This window comes from Kitasatospora sp. NPDC053057 (assembly GCF_044546945.1).
In the GTDB taxonomy this organism is placed as follows: Bacteria; Actinomycetota; Actinomycetes; order Streptomycetales; family Streptomycetaceae; genus Kitasatospora.
This window is the reverse complement of the sequence record NZ_JBITZP010000001.1, coordinates 342,349-366,292: the sequence shown is the minus strand read 5'-3', so window position 1 is coordinate 366,292 and position 23,944 is coordinate 342,349. Positions and strand designations below refer to the sequence as shown.

19 protein-coding genes are annotated in these 23,944 nt (G+C 73.8%); 7 read left to right on the top strand and 12 right to left on the bottom strand.

What is annotated here, in order from left to right:
- Positions 1 to 64: 64 nt before the first annotated feature.
- The 3 genes from ACIG5E_RS01650 to ACIG5E_RS01640 all read right to left on the bottom strand — a co-directional run bounded on the left by ACIG5E_RS01650 (position 65) and on the right by ACIG5E_RS01640 (position 4,040).
- Positions 65 to 565 (bottom strand): DUF742 domain-containing protein, encoded by a 501-nt coding sequence (locus ACIG5E_RS01650; protein WP_396530785.1) that lies wholly within the window; start codon positions 563 to 565, stop codon positions 65 to 67.
- A 101-nt stretch (positions 566 to 666) separates the two neighbouring features.
- Positions 667 to 1,086 (bottom strand): roadblock/LC7 domain-containing protein, encoded by a 420-nt coding sequence (locus tag ACIG5E_RS01645; protein ID WP_030283024.1) that lies wholly within the window; start codon positions 1,084 to 1,086, stop codon positions 667 to 669.
- On the bottom strand, positions 1,083 to 4,040 hold the full coding sequence (locus ACIG5E_RS01640) for a nitrate- and nitrite sensing domain-containing protein (RefSeq protein WP_396530784.1): 2,958 nt from the start codon (positions 4,038 to 4,040) through the stop codon (positions 1,083 to 1,085). Before ACIG5E_RS01640 ends, ACIG5E_RS01645 begins: the two co-directional genes overlap by 4 nt.
- A 477-nt stretch (positions 4,041 to 4,517) precedes the next feature.
- Here ACIG5E_RS01640 and ACIG5E_RS01635 point away from each other — a divergent pair, with 477 nt between their 5' ends.
- The 3 genes from ACIG5E_RS01635 to ACIG5E_RS01625 all read left to right on the top strand — a co-directional run bounded on the left by ACIG5E_RS01635 (position 4,518) and on the right by ACIG5E_RS01625 (position 9,079).
- Positions 4,518 to 6,344, top strand: a complete 1,827-nt coding sequence (locus ACIG5E_RS01635) for an AMP-dependent synthetase/ligase (RefSeq protein WP_396530782.1) — start codon at positions 4,518 to 4,520, stop codon at positions 6,342 to 6,344.
- A gap of 262 nt (positions 6,345 to 6,606) precedes the next feature.
- Positions 6,607 to 7,764 carry a polysaccharide deacetylase family protein gene (locus tag ACIG5E_RS01630; RefSeq protein WP_396531011.1) on the top strand — a complete coding sequence of 386 codons (1,158 nt, stop codon included), beginning with the start codon at positions 6,607 to 6,609 and terminating at the stop codon, positions 7,762 to 7,764.
- A gap of 427 nt (positions 7,765 to 8,191) precedes the next feature.
- The gene (locus tag ACIG5E_RS01625) at positions 8,192 to 9,079 is read left to right on the top strand and encodes a nitroreductase/quinone reductase family protein (RefSeq protein ID WP_396530781.1); all 888 of its coding nucleotides are present in this window, start codon (positions 8,192 to 8,194) and stop codon (positions 9,077 to 9,079) included.
- Between the two features lie 94 nt (positions 9,080 to 9,173).
- On the opposite strand, the gene ACIG5E_RS01620 is transcribed toward ACIG5E_RS01625, so the two are convergent.
- From ACIG5E_RS01620 to ACIG5E_RS01605, 4 genes are all read right to left on the bottom strand, one after another.
- Positions 9,174 to 9,971 carry an SGNH/GDSL hydrolase family protein gene (locus tag ACIG5E_RS01620; RefSeq protein ID WP_396530780.1) on the bottom strand — a complete coding sequence of 266 codons (798 nt, stop codon included), beginning with the start codon at positions 9,969 to 9,971 and terminating at the stop codon, positions 9,174 to 9,176.
- A 225-nt stretch (positions 9,972 to 10,196) separates the two neighbouring features.
- Complete coding sequence (locus ACIG5E_RS01615; protein WP_396530778.1) at positions 10,197 to 10,994, bottom strand: SGNH/GDSL hydrolase family protein; 798 nt, start codon at positions 10,992 to 10,994, stop codon at positions 10,197 to 10,199.
- A 309-nt stretch (positions 10,995 to 11,303) separates the two neighbouring features.
- Entirely contained in the window at positions 11,304 to 11,942 is a 639-nt protein-coding gene (locus ACIG5E_RS01610) for a hypothetical protein (RefSeq protein ID WP_396530777.1), read from the bottom strand.
- A gap of 190 nt (positions 11,943 to 12,132) precedes the next feature.
- A complete protein-coding gene (locus ACIG5E_RS01605; protein ID WP_396530776.1) occupies positions 12,133 to 13,341 on the bottom strand; it encodes a hypothetical protein in 1,209 nt (402 codons plus the stop codon).
- A gap of 343 nt (positions 13,342 to 13,684) precedes the next feature.
- On the opposite strand from ACIG5E_RS01605, the gene ACIG5E_RS01600 reads away from it, so the two are divergent.
- Both ACIG5E_RS01600 and ACIG5E_RS01595 read left to right on the top strand, forming a co-directional pair.
- Complete coding sequence (locus ACIG5E_RS01600; RefSeq protein WP_396530774.1) at positions 13,685 to 14,854, top strand: exonuclease SbcCD subunit D; 1,170 nt, start codon at positions 13,685 to 13,687, stop codon at positions 14,852 to 14,854.
- Positions 14,851 to 17,889, top strand: coding sequence for an AAA family ATPase (locus ACIG5E_RS01595; protein WP_396530773.1), 3,039 nt, complete (start codon positions 14,851 to 14,853; stop codon positions 17,887 to 17,889). The genes ACIG5E_RS01600 and ACIG5E_RS01595 overlap by 4 nt, the downstream gene beginning before the upstream one ends.
- Positions 17,890 to 17,964: 75 nt before the next feature.
- Here the strand turns inward: ACIG5E_RS01595 and ACIG5E_RS01590 are convergent, their stop codons facing one another.
- Positions 17,965 to 18,198: a hypothetical protein gene (locus ACIG5E_RS01590; protein ID WP_396530772.1), complete on the bottom strand. Its 234-nt coding sequence runs from the start codon at positions 18,196 to 18,198 to the stop codon at positions 17,965 to 17,967.
- 70 nt (positions 18,199 to 18,268) lie between these two features.
- Positions 18,269 to 18,958 carry a TetR/AcrR family transcriptional regulator C-terminal domain-containing protein gene (locus tag ACIG5E_RS01585; protein ID WP_396530771.1) on the bottom strand — a complete coding sequence of 230 codons (690 nt, stop codon included), beginning with the start codon at positions 18,956 to 18,958 and terminating at the stop codon, positions 18,269 to 18,271.
- On the opposite strand from ACIG5E_RS01585, the gene ACIG5E_RS01580 reads away from it, so the two are divergent.
- Positions 18,957 to 19,514 carry a DUF1990 family protein gene (locus ACIG5E_RS01580; protein ID WP_396530770.1) on the top strand — a complete coding sequence of 186 codons (558 nt, stop codon included), beginning with the start codon at positions 18,957 to 18,959 and terminating at the stop codon, positions 19,512 to 19,514. The two genes, ACIG5E_RS01585 and ACIG5E_RS01580, sit on opposite strands and share 2 nt — an antisense overlap.
- A gap of 37 nt (positions 19,515 to 19,551) precedes the next feature.
- On the opposite strand, the gene ACIG5E_RS01575 is transcribed toward ACIG5E_RS01580, so the two are convergent.
- A complete protein-coding gene (locus ACIG5E_RS01575) occupies positions 19,552 to 20,007 on the bottom strand; it encodes a YjbQ family protein (RefSeq protein ID WP_396530769.1) in 456 nt (151 codons plus the stop codon).
- A 206-nt stretch (positions 20,008 to 20,213) separates the two neighbouring features.
- Positions 20,214 to 20,483, bottom strand: coding sequence for a hypothetical protein (locus ACIG5E_RS01570; protein ID WP_396530768.1), 270 nt, complete (start codon positions 20,481 to 20,483; stop codon positions 20,214 to 20,216).
- 905 nt (positions 20,484 to 21,388) lie between these two features.
- Here ACIG5E_RS01570 and ACIG5E_RS01565 point away from each other — a divergent pair.
- On the top strand, positions 21,389 to 23,602 hold the full coding sequence (locus tag ACIG5E_RS01565; protein ID WP_396530767.1) for a CDP-glycerol glycerophosphotransferase family protein: 2,214 nt from the start codon (positions 21,389 to 21,391) through the stop codon (positions 23,600 to 23,602).
- Between the two features lie 96 nt (positions 23,603 to 23,698).
- Here the strand turns inward: ACIG5E_RS01565 and ACIG5E_RS01560 are convergent, their stop codons facing one another.
- Entirely contained in the window at positions 23,699 to 23,911 is a 213-nt protein-coding gene (locus ACIG5E_RS01560) for an EF-hand domain-containing protein (RefSeq protein ID WP_396530766.1), read from the bottom strand.
- Positions 23,912 to 23,944: the final 33 nt, after the last annotated feature.

Genomic DNA, 23,944 nt, shown 5'->3' with positions numbered 1-23,944 from the left:
GGTCCCAGGAGCGTTCTCGGGCGTGCTCACGGGCGTGCTCACGGGCGTGCTCGGCGGGGTGTGGTCAGAGCGCACGGAGTCCATTGATCACGTCTCGCAGCAGGCGCTCGTCCGGCAGCTCGGCGAGCGGAACGGGTCGGGTGACGCTGATCAGGTCGGCGTCGTAGAGGTCGCCGAGCAGGACGCGCACCACGCTGACCGGCAGGTCGGTGTAGGAGCCGAGTTCGGCGACGGACAGCGGCTCGTGACGGCACCAGGCCAGCAGGGTCTGGTGCTCCGGGTCGAGGACGTGCGCGGGCACGGCCCCCGCGTCCGGCCCCGGGTCCTTGGCGGTGACCAGCGAGATCAGGTCGAACAGACCCTCCTCGACCGGCCGGGTGCGGCCCCGGGTCATCGAGTAGAGCCGCACCACCGGGCCGGCCTCGTCGTCGAACCACCGGTCGTCGGCCGGGGTGCGCGGCCTGAACAGGTCGACCTCGGGTCCGTCCGGGGTCTCCTGCCCCGGCACCTGCTCCGCGCCGGCGGTCCCGGCCGGGCCCGCCGGCACCTGGGGGCCGTCGGGCACCGCCGGACCCCCCGGTGCCGCCGAGGCCCCCGGTGTCGCCGAGCCCTCCGGTGTCGCCGGGCCGCCCGGCCCGTCCGCCTTCGGATCCGCCATCGGACCGCTCAGCCCCTCGGCGCGGCGGTTTCGGTGCGCGGCTCGGCGGCCATGTGCTCGCCGACCCGCTTGACCAGCAGGGCCATCTCGTAGGCGATCTGGCCGATGTCCGCCTCGGCCTCGCTCAGCACGGCCAGGCAGCTGCCGTCGCCGGCGGCCGTGATGAACAGGAACGCCTCGTCCAGCTCCACCATGGTCTGCCGGACGCCGCCGACCTTGAAGTGCCCGCCGGCACCCTTGGCCAGGCTGTGGAACCCGGCCGCGACGGCGGCGAGGTGCTCGGCGTCCTCCCGGTCGAGGTCGCGCGAGGCGCCGGTGGCCAGCCCGTCGCTGGAGAGGATCACCGCGTGCCGCAGGGCCGCGACGCGGCCCACCAGGTCGTCCAGGAGCCAGTTGAGGTCCCCGGACGGCTGCGTCGAAGTGGTCATGAATCAGTTCCTTCCGCTGGAGCGGGTGGTGCGGGCACTGCGGGTTCTGCGGGTGCTACGGGTGCTGAGGGTGTCACTTGAGGTACGGGCGAGGCGCCCGCAGGGTTCCGCCGCATCGGCTGGCCCGGCGACATCCGGCGGGCGAGCGGCGCCCGGGCGGCGTCCTCGGGGGCGGGCCCGGGCAGCGCCGCCGGGGCGGGTGCCGGGCTGATCGCCCGCCGGGGCGGGTCCGGCGGCTGCCAGGCCGGGACGGCCGCGGGGCGGGAGCCCTGCGCGGCCGGACGGTCCGCCGCGGCCGAGCTGTCCCGGGTGGCACGGTCCGGAGCGGTACGGTCCTGGGCGGTGGCGGTGGCGGTGGTCCCGCGTCCGCGGGTGAAGCCGCGCTGGAACGACGCGAAGGTGGCCCGGGCCTCCTCCGGCGAGCGTTCCCGGGCGTCCCGTGCCTCGGCGGCCTCCGCCGTCGACCCACCTGTGCGGTCTTCGGACCCGGCGTCACCGCGGAGTCGTTCCTTCGCCTGTTCCTTGAGCTGGGGTGCGAGGTTCGCCTGCCGGACGCGTCGGGGCAGACCGCCCGGTGTCCGGGGCGCCGCTTCCACCGGGACGTTGTCCGCAGGAACCGCGTCCACGGGAACGGCGTCCACGGGAGCGCGGTCCACCGGCACGGCATCCGCCTGCCCCTGGAGCGCTGCGGCCTCCGCCGCCTCCCGCCGGTGCCGCCCCGTTCCCGACGCGCCCTCGGCCTCCGGTCCCGGCGCGGGCACCAGGACCGGCCCGCCCTTGGTCCGCGCCGCCCGGCGCGGCAGCCCGTTGGCCGTACGCCCCGGCTCGGGCACGGACGGCCGCGGCCCGCCGGTCACCCGGTGCCGCCCGCTCGTACCCGCCGCGGCCGCCGAGCCGGAGGACGAGGCCGAAGACGCGCCCGTAGGAGTGCCCGTAGGAGTGCCCGAGGCCGGGTCCGGCACCGCGACCAGGTCGCGCCGCCCGGCCGTGCGCCCGCCCGGCCGTCCCGCCGGGCGGCGCGCACCCGCCCCGGCGGCGGGCGGCTCCGGCAGCCCGTCCGGCGCTTCCGCCAGCAGCTCGCGCGGGATCAGCACCACGGCCGTCGTCCCGCCGTACGGGGAGGGCCGCACGTGGACCCGGATGCCGTGCCGCCGGGCGAGCCGACTGACCACGAACAGTCCCAGCCGGTCGGTGTCGGCGAGGTCGAACTCCTGCTCCACGGCCAGGCGTTCGTTGATCTCGGCGAGCAGTTGCTCGCCCAGTCCGAGCCCCCGGTCGTCGATCTCCAGCGCGAAGCCGTGCGCCACCACCTCGCCCTGGACGGTGACTTGGGTGTTCGGCGGGGAGAACACCGCGGCGTTCTCGACGAGTTCGGCGATCAGGTGGGTCACGTCGGCGACGGCGCTGCCGAGCAGGCCGGTGCCGGGGAACGGCCGGACGGTCACCCGGGCGTAGTCCTCGACCTCGCCGACCGCCGCCCGGACCACGTCCACCATCCGGACGGGCTTGCGCCAGGCGCGTCCGGGCGAGCCGCCGGCCAGGATGATCAGGCCCTCGGCGTGGCGGCGCATGCGGGTGGTGAGGTGGTCGACCTTGAAGAGGTCCTCCAGCTCCGCCGGGTCCTCGGTGCGGCGCTCCATGGTGTCGAGCAGGGTGAGCTGGCGGTGCAGCAGCACCTGGCTGCGCCGGGCCAGGTTGACGAAGACGGCCGCGACGCCGCGGCGCAGTTCGGCCTGTTCGACGGCGGCCTCGACGGCGGCCCGCTGGACGGCGTTGATGGCCTGCCCGACCTGTCCGATCTCGGCCTGTCCGAAGTGCAGCTCGGGCGCCTCGGCGGCCACGTCCACCGCTTCGCCGCGGCGCAGCCGCACCATGACGGCGGGCAGCCGGGTGGTGGCGAGTTCGTTGGCCGCGTTGCGCAGGTTGATCAGCTCGCGGGCCAGGCCGCGGCCGATCCGGAACGAGATCAGCACCGACAGCACGACGGCGACCAGGCCGATGGCACCGGCGATGCCGCCGCGCCACAGGGCCGCGATCGCGGCGGAGCGGCCGCGATCGTCCAGTCCGGTGGCGATCCGGGAGTTGATGGAGGTGAGGTCGCCGAGCGAGCGGTCGGCGGTCTCCCGCCAGTTGTCGACGTTGAGCGCCTGGACCACCCGTTCGGGGCCGCCGGCGCCCACGAAGTCCGCCTCGGCGCGGGCCAGCGCAGCCCAGGCCTCGCCGCCGCGCAGGGCGATGTAGTCGGCCTGGTCGGCGGGTTCGAGTTCGGCGATGTAGACAGTGAACAGCGCCTGCTGGTTGTGCAGGGCGTCCAGCGCGGTCTGGTACTGCTCGGGGGTGGGCTTGGTGGCGCCGGTGCGCAGGCCCTCCATCGCCGCGTCCTCCTGCGAGAGGTACTCGCGGGCGCGCACCAGCTCGATCAGGATGGTCCCCTGCCGCGGGAGTTGGCCGCTCTGCCGGGCGACGTAGGCGGACCGGAAGCCGAACACCGGCCGGACCAGGTCGCTGTACTGCCCGAGCGCGAACTCCCAGTTCAGCGCCAGGCGGCCGACCTGGGCCCGGAGCGGGCCGATCTGGTCGGCGGCGGCGATGATCTGCACCAGGCGGGCCCGCTGGGCGGTGGAGAGTCGATCGCCGGCGGCGTCCTTCTTCTGCCGCAGCACCGCGAGGCTGCGGTCGGTGGCGGCGGTGGCGTGCTCGAAGGCGTCCCGGGCGACCGGTGAGTTCGGGTCGGCCAGGTGCTGGACGGCGGCGCGGCGCTCGTTCTGCAGGTCGCCCGCGTACTGGTCCACCGCCGTTCCGTAGTCCTTGTACGTACGGCTGATCGCCAGCTGGTTCCAGGCGTCCCCGGTGGCGGCGAGCGTCGCGTACACCCACAGGGCGATGAGCGCGACGATGGGCACCAGGAGCAGCGCGATGATCTTCGCGCGGATCGAGCTGCTGCGCAAACGCATGGAGTCCTCGGTCGGGAAGTGCCAGGCGCGGACGGGGAGCGGTACGGAGGGTTTCCGGACTGCTGGGGACGGCGGGTTCGGCGGGACTTGGGGAGGCCTGGGGAGGAAGCTGCGGGAGGCTCCCGGCCACAGGTCTGCGAGACTCTACTACGCCCTGACCACACGTTCGAGGGTCGAACCATTCCACTTCTTCACCTTGCCCCGAACACGTCAGAAGCCGATCGCACTCCGGCCCGTACACCGGCGCACCGTCGACCACCCCGTCGCGGCGCTCCCGGAGCCCCTCCCCGATTCCTCCGCAGCTGCGACACCATTCCCACGGACCGGTGCCGATCTCGTCGCGCCACCACCACAACCCTGGGCAGTGACAGACCGATCCGATAGTTTCGCTCCACCCGCACGACCGGGCGCCGCCACCCCGGTGCCCGTGCGCCGGGACCGGATGACAGCGCCGCGAGACGCGAACTGGGGAGGACTGTGCGCGAGTTCACCACCCCTGCCCCGGCCGGGCCCGAGGCCACCGGAGGACTCGCCGACTCCCTGTACGACGCCGCCGAACGCACCCCCGACCTGGTCCAGCTGTCCCGGCGGACCGGCGACGGGCGCTGGCAGGACGTCACAGCGCGGGAGTTCCGGGACGAGGTCCTCGCGCTCGCCAAGGGCCTGCTGACCCACGGCGTGCGCTACGGCGACCGGGTCGCGCTGATGTCCCGCACCCGCTACGAATGGACCCTGTTCGACTACGCGCTCTGGTCGATCGGCGCGATCACCGTCCCGGTCTATCCCACCGCCGCGCCCGAGCAGGTGCGCTGGATCCTCGCCGAGACCCAGGCGGTGGCCTGCCTGGTCGAGGACGAGGATGCCGCGATGACCGTCGGCGCGGTCTGCGACGCCCTGCCCGACCTGACCGGGATCTGGCAACTGGACCGTGACTGCGTCGCCGCGATCACCGAGGACGGCCGGGACGTCCCCGACGCACTGGTGCACCGCCAGCGGCTCGGCGTCACGGCCGCCAACATAGCCACCGTGGTCTACACCTCGGGCACCACCGGACGCCCCAAGGGCTGCCTGATCACCCACGCCAACCTGGCCGCCGAGGGCGACTCGCTGCTCGCCGGCTGGGGCGAGGTGCTCCGCGACACCGGCGGCGGCCAGCCCGCCACCCTGCTGTTCCTGCCGCTGGCGCACGTCTACGGGCGGGCCGTGCAGATCGCGGCCGTCCGCGGCGGCTTCCGGATCGGCCACATCCCGGAGGTCTCCACCGACGCGCTGCTGCCCGCCCTGGAGAGCTTCCGGCCGAGCTTCCTGCACGCCGTCCCGTACGTCTTCGAGAAGATCTTCCAGCGGGCCAGACGCGCCGCCGAGGAGGCCGGGCGCGGCGAACTCTTCGAGCAGGCCCGGCAGGTGGCCGTCGAATGGGCGGCCGCGCGGGAACAGAAGTCCTTCGGCCGCGGCCCCGGACCCGGTGCGGCGCTGCGGCTGCGCCACCTCGCCTACGAGCGGACCGTCTACCCCAGGCTGCGCGCCGTGCTCGGCGGCCGGGTGCGCACGGTGATGTGCGGGGGCTCCACGCTGCGGCGGGAGTTGGGCCTGTTCTTCACCGGTGCCGGACTCCAGCTGTACGAGGGCTACGGCCTCACCGAGACCACCGCCGCGATCACGGCCAACCCGGCCGGACGGCAGAAGCTCGGCACCGTCGGGCAGCCGGTGCCGGGCGCGTCGGTGGCGATCGCCGACGACGGCGAGGTGTGGGTGCGCGGCGGCTCGGTCTTCGGCGGCTACCTCAACCACCCGCAGTGCACGGCGGAATCACTCGTCGAGGGCTGGTTCGGGACGGGCGACCTGGGCCGGCTGGACGAGGACGGCTACCTCACCATCACCGGCCGCAAGAAGGACCTGATCGTCACCAGCAGCGGAAAGAACCTCGCCCCGGCGGCACTCGAGGAGCGGGTCGAGGCGCATCCGCTGGTCTCCCAGTGCCTGGTGGTGGGCGACGACCGCCCGTACGTGGCGGCGCTGATCACGCTCGACCCGGCCGCGCTGGCGCACTGGCTGAAGACGCACGGGCGGGAGCAGCTGGACGCCTGGGCGGTGCTCACGGACGAACAGTTGCACGTCGAGATCCAGCGCGCGGTGGCGGCGGCGAACACGGCGGTGTCGCGGGCCGAGTCGATCCGCGCCTTCCGGCTGCTGCCAAGGGAGTTCAGCCTGGAGGAGGGACTGCTGACGCCCTCGCTCAAGCTGCGGCGGACGGCGATCGCGGAGTACTACTCGACGGACATCGAGGAGCTCTACCTCTCCTGAGCCTCCTTGAACGCGACTGCGCTGTCGTAGTTCTGACATACCGTCTTGTCCCTTTTACGAGTGGATCGTTAGGCGATCGGTTCACCTGCCGTTCCCTTGACGGGTGGATTGGTCCAGTCCATTGTTGCTCTTCGGTCCGAGTGCGGCGCACCAGCACCACCCGCTCCCGCCCCTCCGGGAGCGCCCTGGTTCCACGGTCCAGATTCCCGTTCACGCCCTCCCCAACGGGCGTGCCCCCACCTGCTGGAGTCCTCACGTGTCGATGCCCACGCGCCTGTCCGCGCTGGCCGCCTCCGTCGCGCTGCTCACCGCCCTCGCCGTCCCGGCGGCCTCCGCCGACCCGGGCGGTCCGGGCGGTCCGGGCAGTACGGGCAGTACGGGCGGTTCCGGCGCCCCGACCGTCAACCTGGCCACCAACCCCGGCTTCGAGCTGCCCTCCCCCAACCTCGCCGACTGGGGCAGCATCCCCGGCTGGAGCTGCACCGGCGGCCCGGCCGAGGCGGCCGTCACCACCACCGCCGCACACTCCGGCGCCTCGGCGCTCACCGTCACCCCGGCGAACGGCGACTCCGCCGGGGAGTGCGCGCAGACCGTCGCCGTCCAGCCCGACACCACGTACACCGCCTCGGCCTGGGTGCGCGGCAACTTCGTCCACCTGGGTGCCACCGGCACCGGCCACGACGTCGCCCCCGCCTGGACCGAGACCACGTCCGGCGGCTGGCAGCAGCTGACCACCCGCTTCACCACCGGCCCGGACGCCCGCAGCATCCGGCTGTACGTGCACGGCTGGTACCAGCAGGGCCCCTTCTCGGTGGACGACGTACGGGTGGACGGCCCGGCGCCCGCCCCGGCGGTCGCGGCCGGCTCCATCCCGACCACCGACAAGGTCGTCTTCTTCACCGTGGACGACGGCTGGCAGCGCACCCCCGAGGCGGAGCGTTTCATCGCCGACCACCACCTGCCGATCACCGCCTTCCCGCTGCCCATGCCGGCCGGCACCGACCCGGACTTCTTCAAGCGGGTCACCGCCGTGCCCGGCTCCTCCATCCAGGACCACAGCGTCTCGCACTCCGACCTCAGCAAGCTCCCGCCGGAGCAGCAGCAGGTCGAGATCTGCGACGCGCGCGACGCGATGACCCGCCTGTTCGGCACCGCACCCGTGGTGTTCCGCCCGCCGTTCTTCACCTGGAACGCCGACACTCTGCAGGCCGCCGCCAACTGCGGCATCCGCACGGTGCTGACCGCCGACGCGGACTTCAGCTGGGGCGCCTCCAACATCTGGCACCCGGGCCCGCTCCAGCCCGGTGACGTGATCCTGATGCACTGGACCGACACCCTCGCCACCGACCTGCCCCGCGCCCTCGCCGCCGCGGAGGCCGCAGGGCTCAAGCCGGCCGGGTTGGTGGACTACCTGCACTGACGGCCTGCCCGGCGACAGCTGACAGATTTCAGATGATGAAATCTGTCAGCTGTCCTCTGCCGGCTGTCCTCTGTCAGCTGTTCGCGCCGATCTGTCAGCCGCCGCCGGTCGTAGCCTCTCGGCCGCCTGGTCCAGGTCGACGACACGCTCCACGGTGGTGTCCGTCCCCCTCTCCGGTGATCTTGCTCGTTGACAGGGCGTCCGCGGCGTGGCTCTAATGGGGGCGTGCAGCGCGGCGTCGGCCACAGAGCAGTGGGCCGGCCGGCAGCCGAGCCAGCACCTGATGTGCAAGGGGACGATGCGCGATGAGTACTTTCTCCGCTGCCCTGATCTGACGAAGGCGGTCACCGCGGTGTCCGCCCATTGTCGCGTGTACCGCGTGTGGCCGCGAATCCCCCGAATTCTCAGGAGACTTCACCACACACGTATGCCCATGTCCTTCAATCTGAATGTCATCGAGGAGTTCCGCGCGAACGGCGGCCGGGTCGGCGGTCCGTTCGAAGGCGGCGACCTGCTGTTGCTGACCACCACCGGGGTGCGCTCCGGTCGGCCGCACACCGTGCCGCTGGGGTTCGTCCGGGCCGAGGGGCTGCTGCTGGTCGTCGCCTCGGCGGCCGGGGCGCCGGAACACCCGCAGTGGTACCGCAACCTGCTGGCCCATCCGGTGGTCCGGGTCGAGCTCGGCACCGACACCTTCGACGCGATCGCCGTACCCGCCGAAGGCGCTCGCCGGAAGCGGCTGTTCGACGCCGTCCTCCGCAAGGCGCCCGGGTACGGCGACTACCAGGCGCACACCGAACGGGAGTTGCCGGTGATCGCCTTGGAGCGGCCCGAGGCACCACCAGGGCAACCGCGCGAGGTGCGCAGCCTGGCCGACAAGCTGCTGGAGGCCCACACCTGGCTGCGGGCCCAGCTGCGCCACGTCCGGGCCGAGGCGCAGGCCCACGTTCCCGGCCGCCCGACCGGGCTCGGGCTCCAACTGCGCCAGCACTGCCTCGCGTTCTGCGAGGGATTGACGCACCACCACACCGGCGAGGACTCCGCGATCTTCCCGGCCCTCGCGCGTAGCCACCCCGAGCTCGCAGGCACCTTGGAGCGGCTCGGCGAGCAGCACCGGGCGATCAGCCGGATCAGGGAGGAGCTGGTGGCACTGCTCGCCGGGGTCGAGATCACCGAGCCGGAGCGGCTCCGTACCGAACTGGACCGGATTTCAGCCGAGTTGGAGGCGCATCTCGACCACGAGGAGGCGGAGCTGCTGCCTGCGCTCGCCGGGATCCCCTTTCCGCCGGTGCGGCCGGGGCCGGCCGGGCCCTGACCCGGCGGTGCCGCCGGCCCCTCCCACGGCGAGGGAGGGGCCGGCGGCACCGGTGTCACGTCAGGGGTCCGACGGGACGGTGGAATCGAGGGCCTCAGGACTGGCTGAAGACCGGGAGGTAACCGTTGGCCTGGCCGGACGAGTTCGGGTGGTAGCTCTCGTCGATCGGCAGGGTGGTGCTGTGCAGCCAGGTGTCCAGTCCGCCGCAGATCTCGTGGCCGGCGAAGATGTCGCGAACGTCAGCGAAGGTGAAGCCGGCGTTGGCGACCTCCTTGGAGATGACGTTGTCCAGCGTGTCGGCGGCCTCGTTGATGGCGGCGCGCTTGGTGTCGCCGATGCCGAAGAGGCAGTAGCCGCCGATCTGGTAGAGGTGCGGGTAGCCCATCACCACGACGTGGGCGTTCGGCGACTTCGACTTGATCGCGGAGTACACCTGGTCCAGCTGCCCCGGCAGGGTGTTGACCGCGTAGTTCTCGGCCGTGTTGACGGCGGTGAGGCAGTCGCTGTCGGAACCGAGCACGCAGGTCTGCATGGTGCTGGAGAACCCGGCGTCGTTGCCGCCGACCGTGAGGCTGACGAGCGTGGTGTTGGAGCTCAGCGCGGAGATCTGGCTGTTGAGGATGTCACCGGTTCTGGCGCCCGAACAGGCGACGAAGGAGAAGGAGGACGGGGAGTTCGCGTTCGACCACAGGTAGGCGTAGGCGTTGGTGCTGCGCTTGCAGCTACCGCTGTCGCTCAGGTAGCTGCCGGCGCCGACGCCGGCCGAGTAGGAGTCCCCGAGCGCCACGTAGTTGGCGCCGGCCGCGCTGGCGGACGACGCCGTGAAGAGCGTCGTCATGGTGAGGACGGCCGCTATCGCGGCGACGGAGAGAGCACGAGCGGGGCGGAACATCGCACCTCCAGGTATGACGCGGGTCACAGAAAGGGATACCAAGCGGTAATCGAACAAGGAAGCGTTCTTGCCAAGGAGATTGACGAACCGTCAGCTGGCGAGGAGGTGAACTCCCCCGGCACGACGACGCCGCCACCCCCTCCCGCAGCCCGGAAGAGGAGGGCAGCACCGGCACCGGTCAGCGCCGCCGCGCGGGCGACCGGGCGGACGTCATGACCGACGCGCTCAGGAGCGACTGAAGACCGGGAGGTAGCCGCTGGCCTGGCCGGCGGAGTTCGGGTGGTAGCTCTCGTCGATCGGAAGGGTGGTGCTGTGCAGCCAGGTGCTCAGCGAGCCGCAGATCTCGTGGTCGGCGAAGGCGCTGCGCACGTCGCCGAAAGCGAAGCCCGCGTTGGCGACCCGCTTGGCGATCACGCCGTCCAGCGCGTCGGCGGCGCCGTTGATGGCGGCGCGCTTGGTGTCTCCGATGCCGAAGAGGCAGTCGCCGCCAACCTTGTACAGGTGCGGGTAGCCCATCACCACGACGTGGGCCTTCGGCGCCTTGGACTTGATCGCCGAGTACACCCGGTCCAGCTGGCCCGGCAGGGTGTTGACCGCGTAGCTATTCGCCGTGTTGACGGCGTTGAGGCAGTCGCTGTCGGAGCCCAGCACGCAGGTCTTCATGGTGTCGGCGAAGCCCGCGTCGTTGCCGCCGACCGACAGGCTGACCAGCGTGGTGGAACTGTTCAGCGCGGAGATCTGACTGTTGAGCACGTCGCCGGTTCTCGCACCCGAACAGGCCACGAAGGCGAAGGAGGACGGCTTGTGCGCGTTCTTCCACAGATATGCGTAGGCGTTGGTGCTGCGCTTGCAGCTACCGCTGTCGCCCAGGTAGCCGCCGGCGCCGACGCCGGCCGAATAAGAGTCCCCGAGGGCGACGTAGTTGACGCCGGCCGCATGGGCGGCTGACGCCGTGAAGAGCGTCGTCATGGTGAGACCGGCCGCTATCGCGGCGACGGACAGGGCACGAGCAGGGCGGAGCATTGCACCTCCTGGTATGACGCGGGTCACAGAAGGGATACCAGGCGGTAGCCGAACGCGGAAGCGCTCATGCCAAGGACATTGACGGTCAGTCTGATAGCGGAAAAGTGAACTTGCCCAGACGGAGCGTGAGTTCACGCAGGTGGGTGTGGGTGTATGTCGACGCGCGTCGGTCATCGCGTGTAGACGAAAAACTTTCGAGAAGTCAGCTCGCGGTCAGCCGCCGGTCAGCGTGTGGCCGCCGGTGCGTCAGCTCCGCGGTGCGAAGCGGCAGCTGCGCCGGGAGCCGAAACGGTGTGCCGAGGGCGCGGCTCAGCGCTTCGGGGAGCGTCCGCCGCCCGGGTACACGGGGCCGGGGAAGACCGCGCAGCCCTCGAGCGGCAGCTCCTCGATCGTCTCGTTCGCGGCGGCGGGCACGCCGAGCCAGTGGACGGCCGTGGCGACCGCCGCCCGGGCCTGGCGCAGCCCGGGCGCACCCCAGCCCAGCAGCTCGACCGCGAGCCCCGGGGCGACCAGCAGCCGCCGGTAGTGCCGGCCCGAGGCCGGGTCCGCCTCGCTCGGCCCGACCGCCCGCAGCGCCGCCGCCATCCGGACCCGCGCGCACTCGTGCCCGCCGTTCGCCGAACCGACCCGGTCGTAGAGGTAGCCGAGGTAGTAGGGCCGGCCGATCACGGCCTGGGCCTCCTCGCCCGCCTCCCTCGCCAGCGCGGCCGCTGGGTCCCCGTCGTCCTCCGGCTCCAGCGAACCGCCGGGCAGCGAGCAGATCCCGTCCCTGGGGTTCACCAAGGTCAGTACCCGCCCGTCCGGGGCGAACAGCCACCCCCAGGACTGCTTCATCGGCAGCCCGTCCGGCACCTGCTCGCCCGGCCGCCACGGCCAGCCCGCCGTGGGACGCCGGCGCACCTTCCCGAGCAGCTCGGCGATCTCCGCCGTGAACTCGATCCGGCCCATGCCGCGCGTCCCCCCTCTCGCTGTCGGGCTCGCCGGACCTGCGGAGCACGGTTCACAGCGGAGCGGCCGGAGCGGCGGCGTGGGGTACCGCGCGCTCCTGCTGTTGATCTTCTCCGATCTTCCCCGAACAGGCGGTCGATGAACAGTCCCCAGCGCCGCATGGTGGATGCGGAGGCCACGAACGCCCTGCTCACCCCAGCGGCCCACCCCCGCTCCCGGCTTCCGGGAAGCCCGGCAGCGGGAACCCCGGCTGCGGGACCACACCGGGCGGGAAGGGCAGCCCGCGCGCCGCGTCGTCGGCCAGCTCGTCGAACACCTCGTGGGCGGTCATCGGCCGCAGCCGCCCACCGGCCAGCGCCCAGCCCCGCACCCGCGGCCCGGGCCTCGCCCCGCCCGGCGGCCCGCCAGGCGCCCCGTCCGCGGGAGGCGTGGACGGATCGCCGTGCAGCAGCAGCGCCCCCTCGCCGCCGGAGGCCACCCCGGCCGCGAGCGTGACGCAGAACGCCTCCGCGTCCCGCCCGGCGGGGCTCAGACGCCCCTCCTCCACGCAGACGTCCACGGCCGAGGTGAGCTCCTCGCCGTCCTCCGGGCCGTGGCAGCGCAGCGTCAGCAGGTGGCAGCCCTCCCCCGCGCCCTCGGCCAGCGCCAGGTAGACCGAGGTCACGTACCGCATCACCGCCGCCATCCGCCGCTGCCCCACCTGGTCGTCGCCCACCGCGCCCAGCAGCGCCACGCAGGCGACGGACATCCGCACCCGCGCCCGGTGGTCGTCCAGTAGCACCGGGAGGAGGTCCGCCAGCGGCTCGCCCGCGTAGACGAAGGGCTCCCCGGCCAGCTCCGGATCCCCCGCGTACGCGACCCGGGCGGCCGGGGCCCGGGGGTCGAGCCCGAGCGCCGAGCAGTAGTCCTCGAAGTCACCCGCCTCCAGTACGCGCAGGTGCACCTCCAGCCCCTGCTCGTACAGGCCCGTCAACTGCTCCTCCGCCCGCAGCAGGTACTCCTGGTGCCCGAGCGCGCCGAACAGCCCGTACTTCGCCAGCCCGGCGAAGTCGGCCGCCTCCACGGCCAGCGCCACCGCCACCGGCTGCGGCGGCGCGCCCCGGGCCCGGCCGCCGCGCCGCCGACGCGCACCGGCTCCACCTGATCCGACGGCCCCGATCGCCCGTCCGCCCGACGGCCGGCCGTCTCCGGGCGGCGCCGCCCCACCGGGCCCGCCGATCGGCAACCCACCGGCTCCGCCCCCGGGCCTCCGCCCGCCGAACAGCAAGGCCCGCGGACCCCGGGGCGCCCTCGGCGCCCGGAACTCCCGCACCTCCCGCACCTCCCGCACCTCCCGCAGCGACCGGCGCCGCACCACCACGACGCCCAGCACCTCGTACACCGACTCCCGCACAGCCATGGGTTTCCTCCCGTTCACTCGACCGGCACGGACCAGCACCGACCGCCCCGACTCCCGGAGCCGCCGACGCCACGGACCATACACAGAGCCACTGACAATCCACTCCAAGTAATCGAACACCGGCAGGCGGAACCGCTCCGGAGATCCAAAATTGGCCCCCATCTGCCCAAACCGCGCCTGCGCCCGCCGCCAGCGGAACACAATGTGCCCCCCTGGCCGACGGCCCGTCCGCGGAACTCGAGGACGAGCCCGACCACCCGGCGCCCCGAGGCCCCGCCCCCGGAAGCCCCGTGACCACTGAGCCCGCCGGGATTGTCGGTAGCGGGCGTTAGGGTCGGGGACCATGCGACTGCTGCATACCTCCGACTGGCATCTCGGGCGTTCGTTCCACCGGGAGAGCCTGCACGACGCCCAGCGCGCCTTCCTGGACCACCTGGTGGCGGTGGTCCGGTCCGAGGGCGTGGACGCCGTGCTGGTCGCCGGGGACGTGTACGACCGGGCACTGCCGGGCCTGGACGCGGTCACACTCTTCGACGACGTGCTGCACCGGCTGGCCGACCTCGGCGTGCCGACGGTCTTCATCAGCGGCAACCACGACTCGGCCCGCCGCCTCGGGGTCGGCGCCGGACTGATCGGGCGGGCCGGGATCCACCTGCGGACGGACCCGGGCGAGTGCGCCGAGCCCGTGCTGCTGGCGGACGAGCACGGACCGGTGGCGGTGTACGGGCTGCCGTACCTGGAACCGACGCTGGTGCGCGAGCGGTTCGGCCTGGCCAAGGGCGGGCACGCGGCGGTGCTCGGCGCGGCGATGGACCAGGTCCGGGCCGACCTGGCGACGCGCCCCGGGGGGACGAGGGCGGTGGTGCTGGCGCACGCCTTCGTCACCGGGGGCGCGCCGAGCGACAGCGAGCGGGACATCGCGGTCGGCGGGGTCGCCGCCGTGCCCGCCTCGGTGTTCGACGGGGTGCACTACGCCGCCCTCGGCCACCTGCACGGCTGCCAGACCCTAGCCCCGCACCTGCGCTACAGCGGCTCCCCGCTCGCCTACTCCTTCTCCGAGGTGCGCCAGCGCAAGACCATGTGGCTGGTCGACCTCGCGGCCGACGGCTCGGTGACGGCCGAGCGCATCGACTGCCCGCAGCCGCGTCCGCTCGCCACCCTGCGCGGCACGCTGGAGGCGCTGCTCACCGAGGAGGAGTACGCCGAGCACGAGCAGTCCTGGGTGCAGGTCACGCTCACCGACGCGGCCCGCCCGAGCGAGCCGATGGAGAAGCTGCGCCGCCGCTTCCCGCACACCCTCCAGCTGCTGTTCGACCCCGAGGACGGCGGGGCCGAGCCGTCCCCGTCGTACGCATCCCGGGTCAGCGGCCGGGACGACCTGGAGATCGCCGAGGGCTTCCTGCGACACGTCCGCCCCGGTGCCGAGCCGGAGCCGGACGAGCTCGGCTGGCTGCGCGAGGGCTTCGAACGCGTCCGCGAGGGTGCCGACCGGAAGGCGGACCTGCCCCGATGAGGCTGCACAAGCTCACCGTCACCGCCTTCGGCCCGTTCGCGGGCAGCGAGACGGTGGACTTCGACGCGCTCGCCGCCGGCGGACTGTTCCTGCTGCGCGGCGCGACCGGCGCGGGCAAGAGCAGCGTGCTGGACGCCGTCTGCTTCGCCCTGTACGGCGAGACGCCGAACGCCCGCCGGGCCAACCGGCTGCGCAGCGACCACGCCGACCCCGGGCGGCTGACCCAGGTGGAGCTGGAGCTGACGCTGGGCGGGCGGCGGCTGCAGATCACCCGGCTGCCGGAGCAGCGCCGGCCGAAGAAGGTCGGCACCGGCACCACCGTCGAGCGCCCGCAGACCCTGCTGCGTGAGTGGGCCGCCGACGCGGGCGACGGCACGCCCGGCTGGCGGCCGGTCAGCAAATCGCACCAGGAGGCCGGGGAGGAGATCCACCGGCTGATCGGCATGAGCCGGGAGCAGTTCTGCCAGGTGGTGCTGCTGCCCCAGGGCGACTTCGCCCGCTTCCTCAAGGGCGACTCGGAGGAGCGCGGCAAGCTGCTGCGCCGCCTGTTCGACACCGAGCGCTACGGACTGGTCGAGGCCTGGCTCGCCGAGCAGCGCCGCGCCCAGGAGAGCGCCGTCCAGTCCGGCCGGCGCCGGTTGCGCGACCTCGCCAGCAAGGCCGAGCAGGCGGCCGGGCCCGCGGCCGAGCCCGCCGGGGAGTGGGTGCCGGCCGAGGACGGCGACGCGGACCTGCCCGCCGGGGTGCTCGGCTGGGCGGCGATCCTGCGCAGCGGCGCGGCCGAGCAGCTCGCCGTCGCCGAGGCGGCGCTCGCGGGCGCCGAGGCGGCGCAGCGGACGGCCCAGCACGAGCGCGAGGCCGCCGAGGAGCTGGCCGGGCGGCAGCGCCGGCAGCGGGAGGCGCTGGCCGAGGCCAAGCGGCTGGCCGGGTTCGAGCAGGCCGCCGCCCGGGACCGCCAGCGGCTCGCGGCCGCCCAGGAGGCGGTCGGCGTGGAGTCCGCGCTGCGGCTGCGGGAGAGCGCGGCCGAGGCGCTCGGCCGGGCGCGCGAGGCGGAGCAGCGGCACCGGGAGGCGCTCGCCCGGGCGGACGACGGAGGGCACCTGCCGGCCGGGGCCGACGCTTTCCAGCTGGCCGAGGCCGAGCTGCGGCTGCGCGCCGAGGTGGTCCGGCTGGAGGCGGCCCGGGCGGAGGAACGGCGCTGTACCGAACTCGCCCGCGAGCAGCACACCTTGACGCGGGACCGGCGCGGCGCAGAGGAACTGGCCGAGGAGGCCGAGGACTGGCTGGCCGAATTCGACGGCGAGCTGGGCCGGTTGGAGGAGCAGCAGACGCGGGCCCAGGCGGCGAGCGCCAGGGTCGAGCAACTGGACGGCCAGCGGACCGAGTTGACCACGCGCCTGGGCGCCGCCCGGGAGCGGGACGGCCTGCTGGCGGAGATCGCGGCTGCCGAGCCCAAGGTCGCCGGGCTGCGCACGGCCGCACTGGACGCCCGCGAGTTCAGCCTGGACCTGCGGGACCGCCGCCTCGCGGGCATGGCCGCCGAGTTGGCCGAGCAGCTGCGCCCGCACGAGGCCTGCCGGGTCTGCGGCTCGCCGGAGCACCCGGCGCCCGCCGAAGCCGCCGAGGGCGGCCGGGTGAGCGCCGAGGACGAGGAGCGGGCCAGCCGGGCCCAGGCCGCCGCCGAGCGGCTCTGGGGCGAGGCCGACCAGGCGCTGACCGCCCTGCGGGTGCGCGAGGCCACCGCCGCCGGCGCGGCCGGACCGGAGAGCACGGACGTGCTCGCGCGATCGCTCGCCGAGTTGGAACGCGAGCACCGCACCGCGCTGCACGAGGCCGAGGCGCTCGGCCGGGTCGGGCAGGAGATCGCCCGGCTGTCCCAGGACCGTGCCCGCCGGCTGGAGGAGCTCAACGAGGCCAGGGAGCGCGCCGCCGTGCTCACCGACTGGCTGGCGAAGCTGGACGACGAGCAGCGGGAGCTGACCGCCAGGGTGGCGGCCGCCCGGGGCGAGGCCGCCTCGGTGGCCGACCGGGCCGCGTCGCTGACCGAGCTCGCCGAGGCCGTCGCCGCGGCTGCCGAGGCCGCCCGGACGGCCACGGAGGCGCGGGCCCGGTTGGACGGAGCGGAGGAGGAACTCGGCAAGGCCGCTGCCGCGGCGGGCTTCCCGGACGCCGGGGCCGCGCTCGCGGTGCTGCTGCCGCGCGAGGAGCGGGAACGGCTGGAGGCCCGGCTGGAGCGGCACCACGCGGAGTCGGCCGCCGTCCGGCACGAGCTGGCGCTGCCCGAACTGGCCGAGGCCGCGGCCCGTCCGCCGGTCGACCTGCCCGCCGCCGCGGCCGCGCTCTCGGCCGCCACCGACCGGCTCGGCCGGGCGCACGCGGCTTGGTCGGCGTCCCGGGAACGCTGCGCGGCGCTGGCCTCGATCGGGCGGCAGCTGGGCGACCTCGCCGCCGAGCTGGCCCCCGCGCTGGAGCGGTACGGGCGGATCAACCGGCTCGCCGCGCTGGCCGCCGGGACCTCCACCGAGAACCGGCTGCGGATGCGCCTGGAGTCGTACGTCCTGGCGGCCCGCCTGGAACAGGTCGCGGCCGCGGCCAGTGACCGGCTGGTCCGGATGTCCGGCGGCCGCTACACCTTGGTGCACAGCGACGACCGGGGCAGCGGCAACAAGCGCTCCGGCCTGGCTCTGCGGGTGGTCGACGCCTGGACGGGCACCGAGCGGGACACCGCGACCCTCTCCGGCGGCGAGAGCTTCTTCGCCTCGCTGTCCCTCGCCCTCGGCCTGGCCGACGTGGTCACCGACGAGGCGGGCGGGATGCCGCTGGACACCCTGTTCATCGACGAGGGCTTCGGCACCCTGGACGAGCAGTCCCTGGAGGAGGTGATGGACGTCCTCGACGGCCTGCGTGAGCGGGACCGCGCGGTCGGCATCGTCAGCCACGTCGCCGATCTGCGCAGCCGCATCCCCGCGCAGCTGCTGGTCCGCAAGGGGCGGCGCGGCTCCACCCTCGCCCTGGCGGGACGGGAGGACGCGTAGCGGCGGCGGCCGCCGCCGGTTCTCCGCCTGTCGGGTCTCTTAGGCCTCTCAGGCCCCTCAGGCCCCTCAGGCCTCTCAGCCCGAACAGGCGATCCGCTGGGCCTGCTGCCAGGCGCAGGTCGGGCACAGCGTGCTGCCCGGCTGATCGGCGGGCAGCACGGTCGGCTCGCCGCACAGCACGCAGTCGGCGCGCGGCCCGGTCGCCGCCGGGTCCTCGCGCAGCGCCGCCTCGGCCGAGGCGGCGGGCGCCAGGTCGCAGACCGCAGCGTCCTCGCTCACAAAGACGTCGTTCGTCGCGGTATCGCTCATGCCGCCTTCCTACTCCCCGGCCCCGCCCGGCCGCAAGAAGCCCCCAACCGGGCTGACCGCACGGGCCCGCTCACTGCACCGGGCCGGCCGCCTCGACCATGGCGTCGACGCCGTCGAGCAACGGCTTCAGCCCGAAGGCGAACAGCGAGTCCAGGTCGAGGTCGTAGCCGTCCCCGAGGCGCCGTGTCGTCCGCGCGAACACCGGGTGCCGCTCCCCCGCGACCAGCGCCGCCAGCGCCGGGCCCTGGTGGTCCATCCACTGCTCCTCGGTCAGGCCGGTGCCGGCCTCGGCCTGGGCCTCCCGCTCCAGGTGAACGGCGACCCCCTGGACGTAGCAGTAGAACAGGACGTGCAGGTCGAGCATGGTGGCCGCGTCGAGGCCGAGACCGTCCAAAGCGGCGAGCGCCCACTCGGCGTGGTCCATCAGCGCCGGCAGCATCAGCGGCCGGGTGAGCGCGCCGACCTGGGCGAGCCACGGATGGCGGCGGTGGATCCGCCAGAGCGTGTGCGCGCCGAGTTCCAGCCGTGCCCGCCAGTCCCCCGCGGGCTCGGCCGGGTAGGCCTCCTCCCCGAACGCCGCGTCCGCCATCAGCAGCACCAGGTCGTCCTTGCTGGGCACGTACCGGTAGGGCGACATCGCGGCGACGCCGAGCCTGGCCGCGACACTGCGCATGGAGAGCGCGGCGAGCCCCTCGCGGTCGGCGCACGGCCGCCCCCACCCGAAGCGCTCCCCCCCACCCCCGACTACCGTGGCCACCATGGTTGGCGATCTTCAACACCGGCTCCGAGCCGCCCGGGCCGCCGAGCCCACCTACCCCGAGGTCGGGGCCACCCGCCGCGGCCGGCTGCCGGACGGGTACGCGCACCTGCGGCGGCGAGTGCACCTCGGGCGGGGGCCGGAGGTGCTGGAGCGGGCCGGGCGGTACGTGCTCGGGTGGGGCAGTCAGCTGGGGACCGGGTTCGCGGTGTACCCGGGCGGCCCCGCCCGGGACGGGGCCACCGTAATGCTGCGGCTGAGCCTGCCCGGCAGCCGGTGGCCCCGGCTGGTGATCCCCTGCCGGGTGGTGTGGACGGTGGCGGAGCCGGACCGGATCGGCTTCGCTTACGGGACGCTGCCCGGGCATCCGGAGTGCGGCGAGGAGTCGTTCCTGGTGTCGATGGACGCCGAAGGCGAGGTGTGGTTCGAGGTCGCCGCGTTCTCCCGACTGTCCGCCTGGTACGCCCGGCTGGGCCGGCCGGTCGCGCTGCTCTGCCAGCACCTGGCGATCGAGCGCTACCTCGCCGCCGTGGCCGGCCACGTCGCCGGGGATCACTAGCGCGGAGCGTCCGCCCCGGGCCCGCCAGGGGCGCGGCTCAGCCGAGGAAGGACAACCGGACGGTGCGGCGCGGGTTGTCCCCATTGGTATCGATCAGCACCACCGACTGCCAGACGCCGAGCGCCAGTTGACCGCCGAGCACCGGCAGGGTGGCGTGCGGGGCGACCAGGCCGGGCACCACGTGGTCCCGTCCGTGGCCGGGGCTGCCGTGCCGGTGGCGCCAGCGGTCGTCGGCCGGGAGCAGGTCGCGCAGGACGGCGAGGAAGTCGTCGTCGCTGCCCGAGCCGGTCTCCAGGACGGCGATCCCGGCGGTGGCGTGCGGGACGAAGACGTTGAGCAGTCCGTCCCGCCCGGGGGCCCGCTCGTTGAGGAACGCGACGCAGCGGTCGGTGATGTCTAGCGCGACCTCGCGGTTGCCGGTGGTGATCTCCAGGGTGGTGCTCTGGAAGGCGCCGGTTGACCCGGCCGACGTGGAGTGGTTGTTGTCCGCCATGGCGCCATCCTGACCCAGGTCAGCGGGTCGTGCGTACTGCCTCGCCGACTGCCCGCGCCGGGGCGTCGGGCTCGCATAGGGTGAGAGGTTCAGACCAAAGCGATGGCCCGGCCTCCGGACATGCCGACGACCCGACGGACCGGGTGGTCCGACGGGTCGTTCAGGGACCGGCCGCTGGGCCCGGGGCCGCGCCCCGGGACCGGCCGTTAGCCGCGCCCGCCGAAGAGGCTCCGCCGCAGCCGACGCAGCGGCGCCAGCAGCGAGACGCGGGTGTGGCGACGGCGAGCCGCCGCCGGGGCGCCAGCGCCGCGCGGCGTCAGCTCCCTTATCAGCCCGAGCGCCTCGGCGGTGTCGACCGCCGAGAGCGCGGGCGCGCCGAGCACGGCCAGGTGTCGGTCGATCCGGCGGCCGGTCGCGCCGACACCGCACTGGATCGCCGGCACACGGGGCCGAGTCCGCACTTGCATGTGTTCCATCAGTTTTCCCACCCCTACGAGGCGCCAGGGCCGTGAGGCGAAGACTATCCGTGAGGGACGGCCTTCGCGCAACCGTCCTTGGTGTTGTGCCACCGTACCGTGCGACGTCAACTGACGATGCACCAGGGGCCGCCCGGGCGATCACGACTAGGCATCAATGATGGTGCACGACCAGCCGTCCGTCATCAGGGCCAGGAGGCACGGGCCCGGCGCCCGCATCCGCGGCATGCGCCGGGCGCACGGGAGCGGGCGGACGGTGCGACCGCCGTGTCGACGAATCGCCCCCGGAAGGCTCCCCGGACACCGCGGACAGTGGCCCTTCCCGCAGCCCCTCCCGCAGCCCCCGCACAGCCCCGCACCGCTCCTGCGCGGCTCCCGCAGGGCGCCCCATATAGGGGACAGCCGTCACGTCGACAAAGCGATCACCGCGTCACCGTCTGACTTCATGAAGTGAACGCAGTCGAGGGATTGACTCGCGCCAATCCTCCAAGCAATATCTGATGCACACCCGCAGGTGCCCGCATCGCACCCACGCGTGTGTTCGAGTGATGAATGACTCGAGAAGGAAACTCCGGCTCCTGCGGGCCACTGCCCGGCCACCTCGACGCTGCGGTGGCCAGGCCCGCGCGGTGCCCGGACCGGCGGCCGGCCGTAGAGGGTCGGCCGGGCCGCCACCAGACTGCCGGTGCCGCCCCGCTCGGGGCCCGGCACCGGCGGTTCCGGGCCGATCGCGACACCGCTAGCGTCGCCGATCGCGTCAGCGATAGCGTCGCCAGTCCCTCCGCCCCTCCTCGCCCGCTTCTCCGCCCGTCCCGTGGCACTCCGCCCCCGCCCCTGCGCCGCCCGTCCTCCACAGCCGGACGTCCCCGCAGGTCGCACCGTGTGGATCGGTAGACTCGGCCAGCGTGTCCCTCCTCCTCAGCATCGTGCTTCCGGTCCACGGCGTGGAGCGGTACCTGCCGCGCTGCCTCGACTCGATCCTCGGCGAGACCCCCGCCGCGGAGACCCGCTTCGAGGTGATCGCGGTCGACGACCTCTCCCCCGACGGCTCCGGCGCGATCCTGGACGCCTACGCCGCCCGCGACCCCCGGCTGCGCGTGATGCACCTCACCGAGAACCAGGGCCTCGGCGGCGCCCGGGCCGCCGCCCTGCCGCAGGTGCGCGGCGAGTACGTCTGGTTCGTGGACAGCGACGACTGGCTGCCCGAGCGGACGGTCGGCGTGATCCTGGACGAGCTGGCGCAGGAGCGCCGCCGCGAGGTGCCCGCCGACGTGCTGCTCACCGACTTCACCCACGTCTACCCGGACGGGGGGAGCGAGCCCAACCCCTGGCGGCACGTGCTGGTGGGCTCGCCGTTGGTCGAGGGCTGCACCCTGGCCGAGCACCCGGCACTGTTCCAGACCGTGATGTCGGTGTGGAACAAGGTGTTCCGCCGCGCCTTCCTGGAGGGCCTCGACGTCGCCTTCGGCCGCGGCTACTACGAGGACATCTCGGTCACCTACCCCGCGCTGCTGGCCGCCGAGCGGCTGCGCTACCTCGACCGCCCCTGCTACTTCTACCGGCGCGGCCGGGACGGCGCGATCACCTCCACCGCCTCCCCCAAGCACGCCGACGTGTTCGCCCAGTACGACGCCATCTTCGCCTTCATCGACCGCTGCGACCGCCCGGACGGCCCCGGCCGGCCCGTGCCGGAGTCGCTGCGCACCCTGGTCTTCGACCGGACCGTCCGCCAGGCGCTGAACGTCTACGACACCCCCGGGCTGGTCCCCGTCGCGCGGCGCAAGGACTACTTCCACCGGGTCGCCCTGCACTTCGAGCGCCACCGCCCCGCGGACTACCGCTTCCCCGGCGGGGTGCGCGGCGTGCAGTACCGGCTGGCCGCCCGCGGTGCCCGGATCGCCTACGCCGAGCTGCGCCGCACCGGTCGGCTGCCGCGCGAACTCAAGCGCGGGGCACGGGCGGTGGCACCCGCGGTGAAGAAGGGCGTGCGCAGCGGCGCCCGGTTCACCGCGTACAACGCGTTCCGCCGGCTCCCGCTGGACGAGCACCTGGCGGTCTACGCCGCGTACTGGCACCGGGGTTACGCGTGCAGCCCGGCGGCGATCTACGAGAAGGCGAAGGAACTCGCCCCGCAGATCCGGGGCGTGTGGGTGGTGGAGAACCGCCGGCAGGCCGACGCCATGCCGCCCGGTGTCCCGTACGTGATCGTCAACACCCCCGCCTACCTCAAGGTGATGGCGACCGCCAAGTACTTCGTCAACAACGTCAACTTCCCTCGCACGATGGCGAAGCGCCAGGGCACGGTGCACGTCCAGACTCAGCACGGCACCCCGCTCAAGGCGATGGGCATGGACCTGCGCAACCGCCCCGAGGCGGCCGAGGGGATGGACTTCGACCGGCTCCAGGAGGCCATCGACCGCTGGGACTTCCTGGTCTCCCCCAACCCGCACACCACCGAGCACTTCGCCCGGGCCTTCCCCGGCCGGTACGAGATGCTGGACACCGGCTACCCGCGCAACGACCGGCTGGCCAACACCACCCCGGAGGAAGTCCGGGCGATGCGCGAGCGGTTCGGGCTGCGCCCCGGCACCACGGCGGTGCTGTACGCGCCGACACACCGCGGCGGCAAGGGCGGCTACGTGCCGCTGCTGGACGTGGCGGAGCTGGCCCGGCGGCTGGGCCCGCGGTTCACGCTGCTGGTGCGCACCCACTACTTCCACACCGACGGCCCGGGCGACCTGACGGCCGGTGAGGACGCGGCGGAGATCGTGGACGTGTCGGCGCACCCGGTCGTGGAGGACCTCTACCTGGCGGCGGACGCGCTGGTGACGGACTACTCGTCGATGATGTTCGACTACGCGGTGCTGGACCGGCCGGTGGTCATCTTCGCGCCGGACTGGGAGGAGTACCAGCGCGAACGCGGCGTGTACTTCGACCTGTTCGCGGAGCCGCCGGGCGCCGTCACGGTGGACGTGGACGGGCTGGCGCGGGCGCTGCGCGCGGGCGATCCGGAGCCGGGGACGCGGGCGCGGTTCCGGGCGAAGTTCTGCGTCTGGGACGACGGCGGGGCGGCGGAGCGGGTGGTGCGCCGGGTGTTCCCCACGGGTCCGGCACAGTAACGGGCGGGCCTTCGGGTCGGGAGCACCGTCGAACCGGGCGGGCCTTCGGACGGGGCCGGGGCCGCCGGTACGGCGGCCGGCCCCGTCCGCGCGGGCTCAGCGCTGGCGGGCGGCCAGGAACTCCTCGAAGTCCAGGTAGCCCTGGTGACGGGTGTCCATCGCGTGGATCAGGGCCTCGGCCATCGAGAGGGTGACGCTGTGGTCGCCCATCTCGTTGGAGGCCAGCGCGTACTCGGCAGCGGTGATCTTGCCGTCGCCGTTCTTGTCGAAACGGTCGAACATCTCCTTGATGGCCTCGACGCTCTCCATCGTTTCCTCCTGGGTACTGCGGGGTCTTGCTCG

What these genes read in the sequence shown, in the direction of transcription:
- ACIG5E_RS01645 (WP_030283024.1), bottom strand. Translation starts at nt 1,086, where the DNA reads ATGACCACTTCGACGCAGCCGTCCGGGGACCTCAACTGGCTCCTGGAC.
- ACIG5E_RS01640 (WP_396530784.1), bottom strand. Translation starts at nt 4,040, where the DNA reads ATGCGTTTGCGCAGCAGCTCGATCCGCGCGAAGATCATCGCGCTGCTC.
- ACIG5E_RS01630 (WP_396531011.1), top strand. Translation starts at nt 6,607, where the DNA reads ATGCCCACGCGCCTGTCCGCGCTGGCCGCCTCCGTCGCGCTGCTCACC.
- ACIG5E_RS01625 (WP_396530781.1), top strand. Translation starts at nt 8,192, where the DNA reads ATGCCCATGTCCTTCAATCTGAATGTCATCGAGGAGTTCCGCGCGAAC.
- ACIG5E_RS01620 (WP_396530780.1), bottom strand. Translation starts at nt 9,971, where the DNA reads ATGTTCCGCCCCGCTCGTGCTCTCTCCGTCGCCGCGATAGCGGCCGTC.
- ACIG5E_RS01615 (WP_396530778.1), bottom strand. Translation starts at nt 10,994, where the DNA reads ATGCTCCGCCCTGCTCGTGCCCTGTCCGTCGCCGCGATAGCGGCCGGT.
- ACIG5E_RS01610 (WP_396530777.1), bottom strand. Translation starts at nt 11,942, where the DNA reads ATGGGCCGGATCGAGTTCACGGCGGAGATCGCCGAGCTGCTCGGGAAG.
- ACIG5E_RS01605 (WP_396530776.1), bottom strand. Translation starts at nt 13,341, where the DNA reads ATGGCTGTGCGGGAGTCGGTGTACGAGGTGCTGGGCGTCGTGGTGGTG.
- ACIG5E_RS01600 (WP_396530774.1), top strand. Translation starts at nt 13,685, where the DNA reads ATGCGACTGCTGCATACCTCCGACTGGCATCTCGGGCGTTCGTTCCAC.
- ACIG5E_RS01595 (WP_396530773.1), top strand. Translation starts at nt 14,851, where the DNA reads ATGAGGCTGCACAAGCTCACCGTCACCGCCTTCGGCCCGTTCGCGGGC.
- ACIG5E_RS01590 (WP_396530772.1), bottom strand. Translation starts at nt 18,198, where the DNA reads ATGAGCGATACCGCGACGAACGACGTCTTTGTGAGCGAGGACGCTGCG.
- ACIG5E_RS01580 (WP_396530770.1), top strand. Translation starts at nt 18,957, where the DNA reads ATGGTTGGCGATCTTCAACACCGGCTCCGAGCCGCCCGGGCCGCCGAG.
- ACIG5E_RS01585 (WP_396530771.1), bottom strand. Translation starts at nt 18,958, where the DNA reads ATGGTGGCCACGGTAGTCGGGGGTGGGGGGGAGCGCTTCGGGTGGGGG.
- ACIG5E_RS01575 (WP_396530769.1), bottom strand. Translation starts at nt 20,007, where the DNA reads ATGGCGGACAACAACCACTCCACGTCGGCCGGGTCAACCGGCGCCTTC.
- ACIG5E_RS01570 (WP_396530768.1), bottom strand. Translation starts at nt 20,483, where the DNA reads ATGGAACACATGCAAGTGCGGACTCGGCCCCGTGTGCCGGCGATCCAG.
- ACIG5E_RS01560 (WP_396530766.1), bottom strand. Translation starts at nt 23,911, where the DNA reads ATGGAGAGCGTCGAGGCCATCAAGGAGATGTTCGACCGTTTCGACAAG.